The organism is Streptomyces sp. NPDC053560, from assembly GCF_044544605.1.
In the GTDB taxonomy this organism is placed as follows: Bacteria; Actinomycetota; Actinomycetes; order Streptomycetales; family Streptomycetaceae; genus Streptomyces.
The window spans coordinates 626,396-640,955 of sequence record NZ_JBITXI010000002.1; the positions used below are offsets into that span (position 1 = coordinate 626,396).

General features: G+C 73.5%; 14 protein-coding genes. 7 read left to right on the forward strand and 7 right to left on the reverse strand.

The window, feature by feature from the left end; genetic code table 11:
* Positions 1–66 precede the first annotated feature (66 nt).
* The 3 genes from ACIGQF_RS06080 to ACIGQF_RS06090 are packed head-to-tail and all read right to left on the reverse strand — an operon-like array spanning position 67 to position 4,620.
* The gene (locus tag ACIGQF_RS06080; protein ID WP_399706053.1) at positions 67–2,007 is read right to left on the reverse strand and encodes a primary-amine oxidase; all 1,941 of its coding nucleotides are present in this window, start codon (positions 2,005–2,007) and stop codon (positions 67–69) included.
* A 59-nt stretch (positions 2,008–2,066) separates the two neighbouring features.
* Complete coding sequence (locus ACIGQF_RS06085) at positions 2,067–3,629, reverse strand: APC family permease (protein ID WP_399706055.1); 1,563 nt, start codon at positions 3,627–3,629, stop codon at positions 2,067–2,069.
* Positions 3,630–3,660: 31 nt separating this feature from the next.
* Positions 3,661–4,620, reverse strand: a complete 960-nt coding sequence (locus ACIGQF_RS06090) for a hypothetical protein (RefSeq protein ID WP_399706058.1) — start codon at positions 4,618–4,620, stop codon at positions 3,661–3,663.
* 273 nt (positions 4,621–4,893) lie between these two features.
* Here ACIGQF_RS06090 and ACIGQF_RS06095 point away from each other — a divergent pair, with 273 nt between their 5' ends.
* The 5 genes from ACIGQF_RS06095 (at position 4,894) to ACIGQF_RS06115 (ending at position 7,865) form a co-directional block, all read left to right on the forward strand.
* Positions 4,894–5,526, forward strand: coding sequence for a TetR/AcrR family transcriptional regulator (locus ACIGQF_RS06095; protein WP_399706060.1), 633 nt, complete (start codon positions 4,894–4,896; stop codon positions 5,524–5,526).
* A gap of 26 nt (positions 5,527–5,552) precedes the next feature.
* Entirely contained in the window at positions 5,553–6,317 is a 765-nt protein-coding gene (locus ACIGQF_RS06100) for a glucose 1-dehydrogenase (RefSeq protein ID WP_361563513.1), read from the forward strand.
* Positions 6,318–6,503: 186 nt separating this feature from the next.
* Positions 6,504–7,097, forward strand: coding sequence for an NUDIX hydrolase (locus ACIGQF_RS06105; protein WP_399706064.1), 594 nt, complete (start codon positions 6,504–6,506; stop codon positions 7,095–7,097).
* A gap of 10 nt (positions 7,098–7,107) precedes the next feature.
* A complete protein-coding gene (locus ACIGQF_RS06110; protein ID WP_399706067.1) occupies positions 7,108–7,518 on the forward strand; it encodes a YidH family protein in 411 nt (136 codons plus the stop codon).
* Positions 7,519–7,520: 2 nt separating this feature from the next.
* Positions 7,521–7,865, forward strand: a complete 345-nt coding sequence (locus tag ACIGQF_RS06115; RefSeq protein WP_399706069.1) for a DUF202 domain-containing protein — start codon at positions 7,521–7,523, stop codon at positions 7,863–7,865.
* Positions 7,866–7,946: 81 nt separating this feature from the next.
* Here ACIGQF_RS06115 and ACIGQF_RS06120 read toward each other — a convergent pair whose 3' ends face one another.
* Positions 7,947–8,762, reverse strand: a complete 816-nt coding sequence (locus ACIGQF_RS06120) for an alpha/beta fold hydrolase (RefSeq protein WP_399706072.1) — start codon at positions 8,760–8,762, stop codon at positions 7,947–7,949.
* 243 nt (positions 8,763–9,005) lie between these two features.
* On the opposite strand from ACIGQF_RS06120, the gene ACIGQF_RS06125 reads away from it, so the two are divergent.
* Positions 9,006–10,046, forward strand: coding sequence for a phosphotransferase family protein (locus tag ACIGQF_RS06125; protein WP_399706074.1), 1,041 nt, complete (start codon positions 9,006–9,008; stop codon positions 10,044–10,046).
* Positions 10,047–10,054: 8 nt separating this feature from the next.
* Positions 10,055–11,269, forward strand: coding sequence for an acyl-CoA dehydrogenase (locus tag ACIGQF_RS06130; RefSeq protein WP_399706077.1), 1,215 nt, complete (start codon positions 10,055–10,057; stop codon positions 11,267–11,269).
* A gap of 50 nt (positions 11,270–11,319) precedes the next feature.
* Here the strand turns inward: ACIGQF_RS06130 and ACIGQF_RS06135 are convergent, their stop codons facing one another.
* From ACIGQF_RS06135 to ACIGQF_RS06145, 3 genes are all read right to left on the reverse strand, one after another.
* Complete coding sequence (locus tag ACIGQF_RS06135; protein ID WP_399706080.1) at positions 11,320–11,913, reverse strand: TetR/AcrR family transcriptional regulator; 594 nt, start codon at positions 11,911–11,913, stop codon at positions 11,320–11,322.
* Positions 11,914–11,957: 44 nt separating this feature from the next.
* Positions 11,958–13,619: an AMP-binding protein gene (locus ACIGQF_RS06140; protein WP_399706082.1), complete on the reverse strand. Its 1,662-nt coding sequence runs from the start codon at positions 13,617–13,619 to the stop codon at positions 11,958–11,960.
* 137 nt (positions 13,620–13,756) lie between these two features.
* Positions 13,757–14,530: an SDR family oxidoreductase gene (locus ACIGQF_RS06145; protein WP_399706085.1), complete on the reverse strand. Its 774-nt coding sequence runs from the start codon at positions 14,528–14,530 to the stop codon at positions 13,757–13,759.
* Between the last annotated feature and the right edge of the window lie 30 nt (positions 14,531–14,560).

Genomic DNA, 14,560 nt, shown 5'->3' on the forward strand with positions numbered 1-14,560 from the left:
ACGGGCGCGTGCGGCCCGTCCGGGGCCGCCGCGCCGGTGCCGGCCCCGTCCCGCCCGGAAGCCGCCTCACGCGTGGCAGTGGCCCTCTCCCCCGCCCTCCCGCGGCAGGTCCAGCGCCGGATTGCGGTCGAAGAAGCCGGTCGGCCTGAGGGTGAACCCGCAGCGGTCGACGGGCATGACCGGCCAGTCCTCCAGCCGCGGCAGGTGGGTGGGGCCGAAGGTGTGCCAGAGGGTGAGGGCGGTGTCCGAAAGGGACTCGCCCGGCGCGCTCCAGGCGCTGACGCCCGCGCCTCCCGGGTGCTGGTTGGGGTAGTCGCCGTCCGGGTAGCGCCGTTCGGGCCGGCCCGCGGTGACCCACAGGTGCTTGGTGGCGTACGCGACGCGGGCCGCGACCGGTGAGCCCGGCCGCGCGAGCAGCGTGGGCCCGGACTGCGGCTGGAGGGTGTACGCGACGGGCTGCCCCATGCGGTTGCGGGAGCCCGGGTTGGTGATCCGCCAGCGGCGCCCCGCGGCCGGGTCGGCGAGCCGGCCGCCGTCCCCGGAGTCGGTGACCGGCGTGGCCCGGACGGTGAAGGCGTTGCCGTTCGGGTTGTCCGGGCCCATGGGCAGCGGGACGACGTCGACCTCCTCGACGGTGTTGGCGTGCCCGTCGACGGCCGGGTCCAGCCGGGCGCAGAAGAGGTGCTGGTGGTACGGCGCCTGGAGGCCGGGCGCGATCTCGGTGGCGTAGGGCGACTCCGTACCGGGTTCGGAGGCGGAGGTCTGCACCAGGCCGGTGGACTTCACCTCGAACTCGATCGTGCCGTCCTGGTAGAGGTACCAGTAGAAGCCGTAGTCGTAATTGCCGAGGGTCGCGATGTACGAGAGGACGAGGCGGCGGGAGCGGCGGCTGTCGGCGGTGAAGCCGTCGAACATGTTGGTGTGCTTCCAGAGCAGGCCGTGGTCCTCTTCGTGCAGGCAGATGGCGTTCGGCAGCGTCTCGGGGTGCCCGGTGTCGCCGGCCACGACGGCGTCGACGTACCGGATCTCGCCGAGACAGTCGCAGCCCAGACGGAGCGCGTTGGCGTTCCGGCCGAGGGTGTACTCGCCGACGTCGAGGTAGCAGACCCAGTTGCGCGCGGGGTCCGGCTCGGCGTACGGCACGGCCATCTCGGCGAGCGAGGCGCGGTGCAGTACGGGCCGTAGGCGGTCGCCGTCGCGGTAGCCGATCTCGTGCAGGACCAGGCCCTCGCGGGCGTTGAAGTCCAGCCGCAGGCGCCAGTTCTGCCAGGTGAGGACGTGGTCCTCCAGGGTGAAGGAGGGCCCTTCGGGCTGGGTGATCTCCAGCGGTTTCAGGTCCGTACGGGCGGGGCCGCTGAACTCCGCCTCGTAGCGGCCGCATTCGGCGGGCACGGGGACGGCGCCGGTGTCGATCAGGCGGAGGACGCGGCCCTCGGTGAGGTCCACGTCGGCGACGAGGCCGCCGACCGGGTGCGCGAACGGGTTGTCCGACTCCGAGCAGCGCAGGAAGGTCAGCGAGCGCAGCATGCGCCGGCCGGTCTCCTCGGGCCTGCCGAAGTTCCCGGCGGCCAGCGGGGCCGCGATGACCAGGTCCAGGTCGGTGATGCCGCGGTCGGCCATGGCCTTGCGCCAGCCCGCGTCGGCCTTGACGACCTCGTCGCAGCGGTCGAACTCCTCGAAGAGCAGCGGCGGCTGCCCGTCGGCCACCGGGTCCAGCGGGCGGTACGCCACGAGGGCGCGCGCCGCGAGGTCCACGAGGGCCTCCGCGGCTTCCCCGGTGGCGGGCTCCAGGAGGGTGACGCGGAGCCGCCGTACGACGGGGTCACCGGGGCGGTGCGCGGAGACGGTGTGCCGGTCCGGCTCGTCGAGGAGGACGAGGGGGAAGCGGGTCGTGCCGCCCGCCCGGCCGGACGCGGTCAGCACCTCGCGCGCCGTGTCGATCTCGTGCGCGGTGAGCGGGTCGAGCGGGTGCCGGACCTCGGCGGGGGCTTCGGCTGCGGCGGTCATCGGCGGTTCTCCTGCCCTACGGCGGTCATCGGCGGCCTCGTCCTGTACGGCTGCGGCGGTCATCGGCGGTTGTCCTCCCGTACGGCGGTTCCGAGGTGCGGCCCGGGTTCGGCGGTGGCCGCCTTCTCCAGCTGGAACGCCTCGTTGCCCAGGCCGATCCGGGCGTGCACCCAGGGGCGGACGGCACGCAGTACGCGCCCGTGCACGAGTCCGGCGACGGCGGCAAGCCCCATGAGGGCGGGCAGCAGCCAGTTCAGCGGGGAGCCCGCCCCGGCGCCGACCAGGACGCCGAAGTCCTTGACCGCGTAGACCAGGACGACCAGCAGGGCGAGTCCGGCGACGGCGGCAGCGGTGAGCCGGCCGGCCTGGGCGCGGCCCGCGCCGCGGCGTACGAAGAAGGCGATGACCGCCGCGCATGCGGTGGCCATCAGGGCGATGACCCCGAGGGCGCCGAGGTTGCCGCCCCACGTGAAGAGCCGCAGGACGGGCGTGGTGGGGTCGCCCGCCGGTGCCCGGTCGGTGACCGCGAACGCCACGACGACCAGGAGCGAGACGACGGTCTGCAGGAGCGATCCGAGGGCCGGGGCACCGCTGGCCTTGGAGGTGCGGCCGAGGGGCGCGGGCAGCAGGCCCTCGCGGCCCATGGCGAAGGCGTAGCGGGCCACGACGTTGTGGAAGCTGAGCATCGAGGCGAAGATGCCGGTCACGAAGAAGACGTGCAGGACGTCGGTGAACACGCCGCCGAGGCAGGGCTCGGCGAGCGCGAAGATCAGGCCCGGGCCCTCCTTGCCGGCGGCGGCCACGACACGGTCGGGCCCGGTGGCCACGCCGATGAGCCAGGAGCTGAGGGCGAAGAAGACCGCGGAGAAGCCGACGGCGAGGTACATCGCGCGGGCCACGACGGTCTGGGGCCGGCTGGTCTCCTCGGCGTACACCGGGGCCTGTTCGAAGCCGAGGAAGCCGGCGACGGCGAAGCACAGGGCCGTGCCGAGGCCCGCGCCGCCGAGCGTCGCGGGGTCGAATGCGTGCAGGGAGAGGCCCTGCGGGCCGGGCTGCGTGGCGAACGCGAGGTCGAAGACAACGATGAGGGCGACCTCGATCAGGAGCAGGACGCCGAGCACTCGGGCGTTGAGATCGATCTTCAGGGCACCGAGGGCGCCGGTGAGCAGGACGGCGAGGAGGGCGGGGACCCACCACACGATGGTGATGCCGAAGAACGTGCCGAGCAGCGCGGCGAATTCGAAGCCGAAGATGCCGTAGATGCCGACCTGGAGGGCGCAGTAGGCGGCGAGCGCCACGAAGGACGCGCCGGCGCCCGCGGTGCCGCCCAGCCCCCTGGCTATGTAGGCGTAGAAGGCGCCCGCGTTGTGCACGTGCCGGCTCATCTCGGCGTAGCCCACGCTGAACAGCGCCATCACGACGCCGAGGATGACGAACAGCAGCGGCTGCCCGACGATGCCCATGACCTGGTACGTGGTGGCCATGACGCCGGCCACGACCATCAGCGGGGCGCTGGCGGCCAGTACGGACAGGAGGAGCCCGGCGGTGCCGATGCGGCCCGCGCGCAGGGCGCGTTCCTGTCCCTTGAAGGTGCTGATCTCGTGCGTACTGCCGGTCGGCATGGCGGAACGGTCCTCTCGGGGGACGGCGGGATCAGGTGGTGCGCAGGGCGGTGTCGCGGGCGGCCCTGAAGGCGCGCGCCGGGTCGCGGTCGGGGTAGCTCCACGGTTCGGCGGTGACGTACGGGCCGATGCGGTGGAAGAGGGCCGCGGCCTCGGCCAGGCGCCCTTCGCAGAACTTGGCGTGGGCGAGGAAGTTCAGGTCGACCTTGCCGCGCGGGTGGCCGGAGTCGCCCTCCCACTCCAGCCACCAGTCGAAGGCGGTCTTCATGGCCTGGCGAGCGCGGCGGGTGGCCCAGTGGCCCGACGCCACCGGGTCGGCGGGCTCCAGCCCTGCGGCGGCCAGGACGCGGTACCGCTCGGCGTGCGCGACGACGGGCAGGACGGCCAGCGGGGAGTCGGCGGGAGCCTGTTCGACGGCCCAGGCGGCGAAGTCGTAGACCTGGTGGAGCGGGTCGTCGGTGTCGCCCTGCTGGTGTTCGGCGAGGCAGGCGGCCATGAGGTGGTGGGCGTGGTGGTGGCCGGGATGCCGGGCGCGCACCTGGTCGAAGGCGTGCTCGCGCGCGTCGGGGGTGCCGGTGGCGCGGGCCAGCAGCAGCGCGGCGAGCCAGGGGGTGGGGTCGGCGGGCGCCATCCGGGCGGCGGTCAGGCAGCTCTCGCGGGCGATCTCGGCGGGCTCCCCGCCGCGCAGCGCCCGGTGGACCATGGCGGCGGCGACGAAGGCGGCGGCGTCGGGGCTGTCGGGCTCGGCGAGCTGCCACTCGCGGGCCCAGACGGCGCCGGTACGGGCGGCGCCGAGCGCCATCAGGCGGTGGCCTCGGCGGTCCCAGTCCGTGCCGGTCGCGGCGAGGAGGGAGCGGGCGACGATCCAGCGGCCCTGCGCGAGGGCGTCGAGGGCCGCGGCCAGCTCGGCGTCGTCGAGCGCGGGACGGACCGCGGCGGGGTCCTTGCGGCGGGGGCGCCCCAGAGGTGGGGGTGGGGGCGGTGGAGTCATACCAGGCGTCTCTCCACGGCGCTCTTCCCTCCGGAACCCCGCGCGGGGCGGACATGTGCAGGTTTGATGAACGGATCGACACGGGGTGATCACAGACAGCAAACCGGCCCCCAGGGGTCTCCGTCAACCCCCGCCCGAGTGACCTCGTGGACACCAACACCCCCACGGACAACGCCCGTTCGGCAGCACTCCATGGCAGCCACGTCCCCCCTCTCACACCCTCCGCCTCCCACCCTCGCGCAATTAATAATGGCGAGTATTAATATGGAGGCCATGGCGAGAACGGCGGGCACCGAGACCCGGGACAAGCTGATCCGCGCCGCGGAGGAGATCTTCGCGGCGCAGGGCGTCGACGGCGCCCAGACCCGCGACATCGTGCGGTTGGCCGGCCAGAGCAACCCGTCGGCGGTGCAGTACCACTTCGGGTCCCGCGCGGGCCTGCTGGACGCGGTGATGGCCGGCCGGCTGGGGCGTACGGAGGCGGCGCTGGCGCCCGTCCTGGAAAAGCTGCCGGACCCGGGCCTGGAGGACCTGGTCCGCGCGCTGGTCACGGCCGAGGCGACCCAGCTGAGCGACGTACGGGGACTGCGCTGCCTGCGGATCTCCGCGCAGCTCAGCCACGAGAGCGGCATCCGTACCCGGACGCCGCACCCCACGCTGGCGGGCACCGCGTACTGGCGGCTGATCGAGCGGATCGAGGCCGCCCTCGCGGCGGCGGAGCTGCCCGAACCGGTCCGGCTGGAGCGTACGGACCTGGCGCTGACGCTGATCGGCGCGGCGCTCGCCGACCGGGCCCGGCAGTACCTCGACGGCGCGCGTCCGCTCACCACGGAGCCCGTCTTCCTCGCCGACCTCGTCACGACCACGGTGGCGCTGCTGCGCGCCCCCGCCCCGGAGCAGGGGTGACCCGCTCCCCGACACAGGAGTGCACGATGACCGATCTGACCGGCAGGACCATCCTCATCACCGGCGGCGCGCGCGGGCTGGGCGCCGAGGCGGCGAAGCAGGCCGTCGAGGCCGGCGCGCGCGTCGTCCTCACCGACGTGCTCGCCGAGGAGGGCGCGGCCACCGCGGCGGCGCTGGGCGACCGGGCCCGTTTCCTCGTCCACGACGTGACGTCCGAGGAGGACTGGCAGCGGGTGGCGGACTTCGCGGTCGCGGAGTTCGGCGGCCTCGACGGGCTGGTCAACAACGCGGGCATATCCACAGGCCAGCCGCTGGAGACCATCTCGGTCGACTTCTTCCGCAAGGTGATCGACATCAATCTCACCGGCGTCTTCATCGGCATGAAGACCGTCATCCCGCTGATGCGCGAGCGCGGCGCCGGCTCCATCGTCAACATCTCCTCGGCGGCCGGGCTGATGGGCCTCGCGATGACCGGCGGCTACGGCGCCTCCAAGTGGGGCGTACGCGGCCTCTCGAAGGTCGCCGCCGTGGAGCTGGGCACGGACCGCATCCGCGTCAACTCCGTGCACCCGGGCATGACGTACACCCCCATGACGGCGGGCGTCGGCATCCAGCAGGGCGAGGGCAACTACCCCAACACCCCGATGGGCCGCGTCGGCGAGCCGCACGAGATCGCGAGCGCGGTGGTCTACCTGCTCTCCGACGCCGCGTCGTACGTGACCGGCGCCGAACTCGCGGTGGACGGCGGCTGGACCACCGGGCCGACGGTGAAGTACGTGATGGGGCAGTGAGGCGGGCCGGGCGGCCGGTGGGGCACTCGGCCGGGCGCCCGATGCGACGCCCGGCGGGGCCCCGGTGCGGCACGCGGAGAGGCGGCGGGCTCGCGGGACCCGGCGGGGCGGTGGCCCGCTGCACCGCCCCGCCGCCGACCGCCCGCCGTCGGCCGTCGGCCGTCGGCCGTCTGATTGCATGGCCCCATGACCGATCAGCAGCCGGACGGGACCGGACCGCAGCAGCCGCTCAACGCCGACGAGATCCTCGACATCGTCGACGAGCACGACCGGGTCGTGGGGCAGGCCCCGCGCGGTGAGGCGTACGCGCGCCGGCTGCGGCACCGCTGCACCTTCATCCTCGCCCGGGACGCGCAGGACCGGATCTTCGTGCACCGCCGCACCGCGCAGAAGCTGGTCTTCCCCTCGCACTACGACATGTTCGTCGGCGGCGTGGTCGGCGCGGGCGAGTCCTACGACGACGCGGCGCTGCGCGAGGCGGAGGAGGAGCTGGGCGTGACCGGACTCCCCCGCCCCGAACCGCTTTTCAAGTTCCTCTACGAGACGCCGGAGCACACCTGGTGGTCGGCGGTCTATGAGGTGCGCTGCACGCTGCCGGTCGCCCCGCAGACGGAGGAGGTGGCCTGGCACGCGTTCCTCACGGCGGAGGAGCTGGCGGCCCGGCTGCCGGAGTGGGAGTGGGTGCCGGACGGCCTGGAGGCGTTCCGGCGGCTGCGCGACCGGGAGGCCGCCGGGCGGCCTCGCGACCGGGAGGCCGCCGGGCGGCCGGCCGCCGGATAGGGTACGCCTCATGATCTTCACGGACCGCGTGCGGGCGCTCGCCGCCGACCTGCGTCTGTGGTTCGCGCCCGGGCGGCTCCGCAGCGAGGGCACCACCCCCGACTACCGCTTCTCGCTCGCCAACGAGCGCACCTTCCTGGCCTGGCTGCGTACCGCGTTCGCGCTGATCGGCGGCGGCTTCGCGGTCGACCAGTTCCTGCCGTCGCTGCACCAGACGGTACGGACGGTGTTCACGGTGGCGCTGCTCGCGGGCGGCGCGCTGTGCGCCGTGCGCTCGGTCAACCACTGGGTGCGCTGCGAGCGGGCGATGCGGCGCGGCGAGGACCTGCCGGCCTCGCGCTTCCCGGCGCTGCTGGGCGCGGGCGTCGGGCTGCTGGCGGTGGCCATCGCGGTGGTCGTGCTGCTGGGCTGGACGCGCTGACGATGAGCGGTGCGGAGGAACGCCCGGCGCCGGTCAGGGACCCCGGCCTGCAGCCCGAGCGGACCCGGATGGCGTGGCGGCGTACGACGCTGTCGTGCGCGGTGGCGGTGGTACTGGCCTGGCGTCAGGTGCTGGTCACCGGCGAGCCCACCGCGGCGGAGGTCGTCCTCGTCGCGCTGCTGGTCCTCGCCGGGCTGGCCTTCCTCACCGCCGCGCACACGCGCATGCGCCGGCTGGCCGCCCCCGCGTCGGCGGGACCGCCCCGGACCATGGGCACCCGCACGGCACTGCTGGCGACCGGCTGCACGCTGATCCTGGTGGGTCTGGGCGCGGCGATCACGCTGTAGCGCCGCGGGGGCCGCAGAACGGCGGGCGCCGCAGAACCGCGGCCCTGGGAGGTCCAGCCCCGATCCCGGCCATAAGCCCCCTCACCCCCCAAAAGCCCCCTTCGCCGCCCTGCGTATCTCCTCCGTCAGCGCCTCGGGTGCGGTGGCGTTCGCGCCGTGGCCCTGGCCCGCGAGGGTCACCACACGGGCGTCCGGCAGGACGGCCGCCAGGTCGGCCACGCGTTCGCGCAGGTGCGGGAAGCTCTGCTCGCCCTGGAGCAGGGTCACCGGCAGCCCGAGCGCGCCGTACCGGTCCACGCCGAGGCCGAGCGCGTCGATGATCTCGTCCTCGACGATCTGCGCCTCGGCATGCGTGGCGATGAGCGCCTGCACGCGGGGGTCCTTGAGCATCTCCTCGACCGCCTCGGCCGGCATGCCGGTGATCGCGCGCGAGTGGATGCGTATCGCCTCCGTCGGGTCGCCGGCGTCCAGCGCGGCACGGGCCCGCGGTCCCGCCTCCCCCACGAGCGGCGACCGGGTCGGTATCGGCGGGTCGTACGCGACCACCCCGGCGAAGGGGGACGGGTCGCGGAGCGCGGCCTCCAGCGCGGCCACGGCACCCGAGGAGTGCCCGACGAGCAGCACGGGCCCGTCCGCGGCCAGCGACTCGGCGACCGCCAGCACATCGGCCGCCTCGACCGCCATCGAGTGGCCGCGGCCGATGCGCACCCCGGGCGCGTAGATCCGGCGGCGTATGCGGACCACCCGGAAGCCGTCGGTCAGCAGGCGGGCGACCTCGTCCCAGGACTCGGGGCCCCGGCCGCCCGGATGAACGACGAGCACGGTGGGCCCGCTGCCCCCGTCGTCGACGGCGGAGAGCGGGACGCCGTCGGGGGCGAGAACGCGCAGTTCGGTCATGCGACCGATGATCCTCGTCACTGTCCGTCACCGCATCCCATTTTCCGGCGCGGACCGCCCCCTCCTCCGACGCGACCGAGGGACCGCCGGTCCTCCCTTCCCCCGACCCGCCCGAGCGCCGCATGTGACGCGCGGAACACCCCCGCCGCGCAACGTGTTCGCGTCGCCCTCTGGACGCCATACCGACTAGTCGGCATGATCGTGGACGGTCACACTCCACCGACCGGCAGACGGAGGCGCACGATGAGCAAGGACAACCCGCCCGGCCTCGACCTGGAGCGGCTCCGCGCCCACCTGGACCGGGAACGCCCGGGCCTGGTCGCGGGCCCGCTGAGCGCCGAGCTGGTCCAGGGGGGCCGGTCCAACCTCACGTACCGCGTCACCGACGGCACCGGCCGCTGGGTGGTCCGCCGCCCGCCGCTCGGCCATGTCCTGGCCACCGCGCACGACATGGCCCGCGAGCACCGGGTGATCAGCGCGCTGCACGATACCCCGGTGCCGGTGCCCGAGACACTGCTCCTGTGCCAGGACGAGGAGGTCATCGGGTCGCCCTTCTACGTCATGGAGCTGGTCGAGGGGACGCCGTACCGCACGGCCGAGCAGCTGCGGCCGCTCGGCCCCGGGCGCACCCGCGACATCGTGCTCCGCCTCGTCGACACCCTCGTGGACCTGCACGCCGTCGACCCGGCGTCGGTGGGGCTGGGCGACTTCGGGCGGCCCGACGGCTTCCTGGAGCGGCAGCTGCGCCGCTGGGGCAAGCAGCTCGCCGCGTCCAAGAACCGCGCACTGCCCGGCATCGACGAGCTGCACGAGGCGCTGGGCCGGAAGCTGCCCGCCTCCCCCGCGCCCGCCGTCGTGCACGGTGACTACCGCCTGGACAACGTCCTGGTCGGCGCGGACGACCGGATCGCGGCGGTGCTGGACTGGGAGATGTCCACGCTCGGCGACCCGCTCACCGACCTCGGCCTGCTCGCCATGTACAGCGAGCAGGAGGAGTCGCCCGACTCGCCCGTCACCACCACCCGCAGCGCCCCGGGGCACCCCGAACCGGGCGAGCTGATCGAGCGGTACGCAGCCGGCTCCGGGCGCGACGTCTCGCAGGTCGCCTGGTACACCGCGTTCGCGTACTTCAAGCTCGCGGTGATCCTCGAAGGCATCCACTACCGGTACACGCTCGGCCAGACCGTCGGCGCGGGCTTCGACCGGATCGGCGAGGTCGTGCCGCGCTTCATCGACAACGGCCACCGCACCCTGTCCACCCTGTCCGCCGTGAAGGAAGGCTGAGGCCGCTCATGGACTTCGCATTCGACGCCCGTACCGAGGAACTCCGCGCGAAGCTGCTCGCGTTCATGGACGAGCACGTGTACCCGGCCGAGCAGGTCGCGCACGAGCAGCGGGCCGAACTCGCCTCGCCGTGGGACACCCCGGCGATCGTCGAGGAGCTGAAGGCGGAGGCCCGCAAGCAGGGCCTGTGGAACCTCTTCCTCCCCGACGCGGAGTACGGTGCCGGGCTCACCAACCTCCAGTACGCGCCGCTCGCCGAGATCACCGGCCGCAGCCCGCAGCTCGCGCCGACCGCGCTGAACTGCGCGGCGCCGGACACCGGCAACATGGAGGTACTCACCCAGTTCGGCAACGAGCAGCAGAAGAAGCAGTGGCTGCAGCCGCTGCTGGCCGGTGAGATCCGCTCCGCGTTCGCGATGACCGAGCCGGAGGTCGCGTCCTCGGATGCCACCAACATCGAGACGCACATCGCGCGGGACGGCGACGACTACGTCATCAACGGCCGTAAGTGGTACATCTCCGGCGCGATGAACCCGCTCTGCCAGATCTTCATCGTGATGGGCAAGACCGACCCGGACGGCGAGGACATCCGCCGCCAGCAGTCGATGATCCTCGTGCCGCGCGACACGCCGGGCCTGACGGTCAAGCGCGCGATGCAGGTCTACGGGTACGAGGACCACTACCACGGCGGCCACGCCGAGGTGCTGTTCGAGAACGTACGCGTCCCGGCGTCGAACCTCGTCGGCGAGGAGGGCGGCGGCTTCGGCATCGCGCAGGCCCGCCTCGGCCCGGGCCGCATCCACCACTGCATGCGGCTGATCGGCATGGCCGAGCGGGCCATCGAGCTGATGTGCAAGCGGGCGGTGGGGCGTACCGCCTTCGGCAAGCCGCTCGCCCAGCAGGGCGTCGTGCACAACTGGATCGCGGACGCGCGGGTCGCGGTCGAGCAGCTCCGGCTGCTCGTCCTGAAGACCGCGTGGCTGATGGACACGGTCGGCAACAAGGGCGCGCACACCGAGATCCAGTCCATCAAGATCGCCACGCCGCGCACGGTCGTGGACATCATCGACCAGGCCGTCCAGCTGCACGGCGCGGGCGGCGTCAGCCAGGACTTCCCGCTCGCCGAACTCTGGGCCGGCGCCCGCACCCTCCGCCTCGCGGACGGCCCGGACGAGGTCCACCAGCGCTCCCTGGCCCGCCGGGAGATCAAGAAGTACCTGTAGTTCGCATACGGAAGCGCCCCCACGCCGGACGTGGGGGCGCTTCTTCGCCCCTACGGCCGCAGCGCCCGCAGCAGCAGATCCGCCAGGTGGTCGGCGACCTGGCTCGGGGTGAGCGGGCCGCCCTCGCGGTACCAGGTGCCGAGGTGGTGGACCGAGCCGAAGTGGTAGTCCACGATCAGGTCGGCCGGGACGTCGGCGGTGAAGACGCCCGCCTCCTGGCCCTCTTCGATCAGCGCGCGGAAGCGCTCGTGGTAGCGGCGCCGCTCCGCGCGCACCTGCTTGTCCTTCTCCGGCGAGAGCTGGTGCATGGAGCGGAAGAAGATCTTCGTGTCGTCGAGGTTCTCGATGGTGGTGACGACGACGTCCGCGGCGGCCTCGCGGAGCCGCTGCTCCACCGGCGCGTCGGCGTTCGCGAAGTGGTCCAGGCGCTCCTGCTGGAGGCGGAGCACCCGGCCGTAGACCTCGTGCAGCAGGTCGTCCTTGGAGCCGAAGTAATGGTACAGGGCGCCCTTGGTGACGCCCGCCGCCTCGACGATCTCCTGGACCGAGGTCCGGTCGTACCCCTGCTCGGCGAAGAGCCGGGTGGCGGTGGCCAGCAGCCGCTGTGCCACGGGCTTCGTGCTCCCGTCCGTCGTGCCGGCCATCGCCCTCACCTGTCCTTCTCCGTACTGTTCGCGTGCTGTGGAGGCTAGCCGCGGTCCCGCAGCTCCCGTCGGAGGATCTTCCCACTCGTGGTCTTCGGCAGCTCCGGCAGGACCTCGACCGCCCGGGGATATTTGTACGCGGCCAGCCGTTCCTTGCAGTAGGCGGCCAGTTCGTCGGGGGCCGGGGACTGGCCGGGACGCAGGCTGACGTACGCCTTGACCGATTCCCCGCGGTAGGCGTCCGGAACGCCGACGACGGCGGCCTCGCGGACGGCGGGGTGGCCGTAGAGCACGTCCTCGACCTCGCGCGGCCAGACCTTGAAGCCGGACGCGTTGATCATGTCTTTCTTGCGGTCGACGACGTACAGCCAGCCGTCGGTGTCCATGAAGCCGATGTCGCCGGTGCGCAGCTCGCCCTCCGGTATCGCCTCAGCGGTGGCGTCGGGGCGGCGCCAGTAGCCGGGGACGACCTGGGGGCCGCGTACGGCGATCTCGCCCTGTTCGCCGAAGGGCACGTCCCGGCCCTGGTCGTCGATGATCCGTACGACGGTGTCGGGGCCGGGGACGCCGACCGCGAGGGTGCCGGAGACCTTGTCGACCGGGGCCTCCAGGTGCGGCGGCACGCTGGCGCACGGCGCGGTGCACTCGGTGAGGCCGTAGCCGTTGCGGATGTACGGGCCGAACTCCGCACGGAACTTCTCCACCAGCGCGGGCGGCAGCGGCGCGCCGCCGGAGGCGAGGGTGGCGAAGGACGAGAAGTGGTCGCGGGAGACGTCCGGGTGGGCCATGAGGGCCATGAAGGCGGTGGACGGGCCGACGGTGAAGGCCGGGCGGTGCTCCAGGAAGGCGTCCAGGACGACGCCGGCCTCGAAGCGGTAGGCGAGCGCGAGGGTGCCGCCGCCGGTGACGCAGGAGGCCAGTTCGCAGACCATGCCGGTGATGTGGAAGAGCGGGGCGAGCGCGAAGTAGGTGGCGCCGTCGGGGAGGCCGAGGCCGGTGCGCTGCCGCTCGGCGTTGTAGGCGATGTTGCCGTGGGTGTTGGTGGCGCCCTTGGGCGTGCCGCTGGTGCCCGAGGTGTAGCTGATCAGCGCGATGTCGTCGGCGGTGGGTTCGGGGGTGCCGGCGGCGGGGCCGCGGCCGGCGTGTTCCCGGGCCGCGGTGAGCAGGTCGTCGGCGCCCTCGCGCGGGCCGAGCCGTTCGCCGCGCAGGACACGGGCGTCGTCTCTGGTCTGCAGGTCGCGTTCGGAGGCGGTCAGCGCGATGCGTACGGAGGGCGCGGCCGCCGCGGTGTCGCGCAGGAAGCCGTCCCAGGTGCGGTCGGCGCAGATCACGGCGGTGACCTCGGCGTCGGTGAGGACGTGCGTCATCTCCGCGGACTTGTACATGGGGTTGACGGGGACGACGATGCCGCCGGCCTTCCAGACGCCGAAGAGGGCGAGCACGAAGTGCGGGGTGTTCTGGAGCATGATCGCGGCCCGGTCGCCGGGCCGGAAGCCCCGGTCGCCGAGGTGGGCTGCGATGCCGTCGGAGAGCGCGTCGGTCTCGGCGTAGGACAGCCGGCCGTCGAAGTAGGCCAGGGCTGTCCGGTCGGGGACCCGGCGGGCCGCGTCCCGGAAGGCGTGCAGCGTGGAGGGGTGTGGGTGCACGGGGGCGCGCTGGGCCTCGTTCAGCTGCGACAGCCACGGCATGTCCTGGTACGACGTCATCGGCGTGCGGCCCTTCTCTCTTCTGGTCCCGGGGGGGGCGGAACGCGGGTCCGGCGCGCCCTGCGGCCGGGCCCCGGCGTCCCGTACGGCGCGGCCGTCCCCGCCGTGCCGTACGGGTGGGTGGTGGTCCGTGCCGCTCAGGCGCCGGCGTCCTCGGCGGCTTCGAGCTTGCGCTGGAGGTGGTTCATGCCGCCCAGCCAGCGGCCGGGGTCGGCGGCGCGGGTCGCGTAGTAGCCGGCGACCTCAGGGTGCGGCAGGACCAGGAAGCGGTTCTCGGCGATGGCGTCGAAGAGCGCGTCGGCGACGGCCGTGGGCTCGATGGCGCCGGGGGTGAGGACGAGGTCGCCGGCGGAGCCGGTGCCCGCGAGCATGTCGGTGCGGACGCCCTGCGGGCAGATGGCGTGCACGTCGATGCCGCGGTGCTTGTAGGTGAGCGAGAGCCACTCGGCGAAGGAGTACGCGGCGTGCTTGGACACGCTGTACGGCGCGGAGCCGATCATGGTGAGCAGGCCGGCCGCCGAGACGGTGGCGACGAACCGGCCGCTGCCGTGCTCCAGCCACTCGGGTATGAGCGCGCGGGCCGCCCGTACGTGGGCCATGACGTTGACGTCCCAGGCCAGCTGCCAGTCCTCGTCGGGGGCCTCGGGGCCGCCGCCGGTACCGACGCCGGCGTTGGCGCAGAAGATGTCGATGCGGCCGCCGAGGGCCTCGCGGGCGGCCGGGACGACGGCCGAGGCGTCGCCGGGGACGGCGATCGCGCCCAGCTCGGCGGCGGTGCGCTCGGCCTTCTCCTTGTCGAGGTCGTTGATGACGACCCGGGCGCCCTCGGCGATGAAGCGGGCCGCGAGCGCGGCGCCGATGCCGCCGCCCGCTCCCGTCACCACGACGGCCTTGTCCCGCACGGCTTCCACTCGTCTCTCCCTCGCCTCGCCGGCACCACG

Bases quoted from the DNA above. Each gene is read 5' to 3' on its own strand.
- ACIGQF_RS06125 (WP_399706074.1), top strand. From the start codon at position 9,006: ATGAGCAAGGACAACCCGCCCGGCCTCGACCTGGAGCGGCTCCGCGCC.
- ACIGQF_RS06095 (WP_399706060.1), top strand. From the start codon at position 4,894: ATGGCGAGAACGGCGGGCACCGAGACCCGGGACAAGCTGATCCGCGCC.
- ACIGQF_RS06100 (WP_361563513.1), top strand. From the start codon at position 5,553: ATGACCGATCTGACCGGCAGGACCATCCTCATCACCGGCGGCGCGCGC.
- ACIGQF_RS06110 (WP_399706067.1), top strand. From the start codon at position 7,108: ATGATCTTCACGGACCGCGTGCGGGCGCTCGCCGCCGACCTGCGTCTG.
- ACIGQF_RS06140 (WP_399706082.1), bottom strand. From the start codon at position 13,619: ATGACGTCGTACCAGGACATGCCGTGGCTGTCGCAGCTGAACGAGGCC.
- ACIGQF_RS06120 (WP_399706072.1), bottom strand. From the start codon at position 8,762: ATGACCGAACTGCGCGTTCTCGCCCCCGACGGCGTCCCGCTCTCCGCC.
- ACIGQF_RS06105 (WP_399706064.1), top strand. From the start codon at position 6,504: ATGACCGATCAGCAGCCGGACGGGACCGGACCGCAGCAGCCGCTCAAC.
- ACIGQF_RS06080 (WP_399706053.1), bottom strand. From the start codon at position 2,007: ATGACCGCCGCAGCCGAAGCCCCCGCCGAGGTCCGGCACCCGCTCGAC.
- ACIGQF_RS06130 (WP_399706077.1), top strand. From the start codon at position 10,055: ATGGACTTCGCATTCGACGCCCGTACCGAGGAACTCCGCGCGAAGCTG.
- ACIGQF_RS06135 (WP_399706080.1), bottom strand. From the start codon at position 11,913: ATGGCCGGCACGACGGACGGGAGCACGAAGCCCGTGGCACAGCGGCTG.
- ACIGQF_RS06090 (WP_399706058.1), bottom strand. From the start codon at position 4,620: ATGACTCCACCGCCCCCACCCCCACCTCTGGGGCGCCCCCGCCGCAAG.
- ACIGQF_RS06115 (WP_399706069.1), top strand. From the start codon at position 7,521: ATGAGCGGTGCGGAGGAACGCCCGGCGCCGGTCAGGGACCCCGGCCTG.
- ACIGQF_RS06085 (WP_399706055.1), bottom strand. From the start codon at position 3,629: ATGCCGACCGGCAGTACGCACGAGATCAGCACCTTCAAGGGACAGGAA.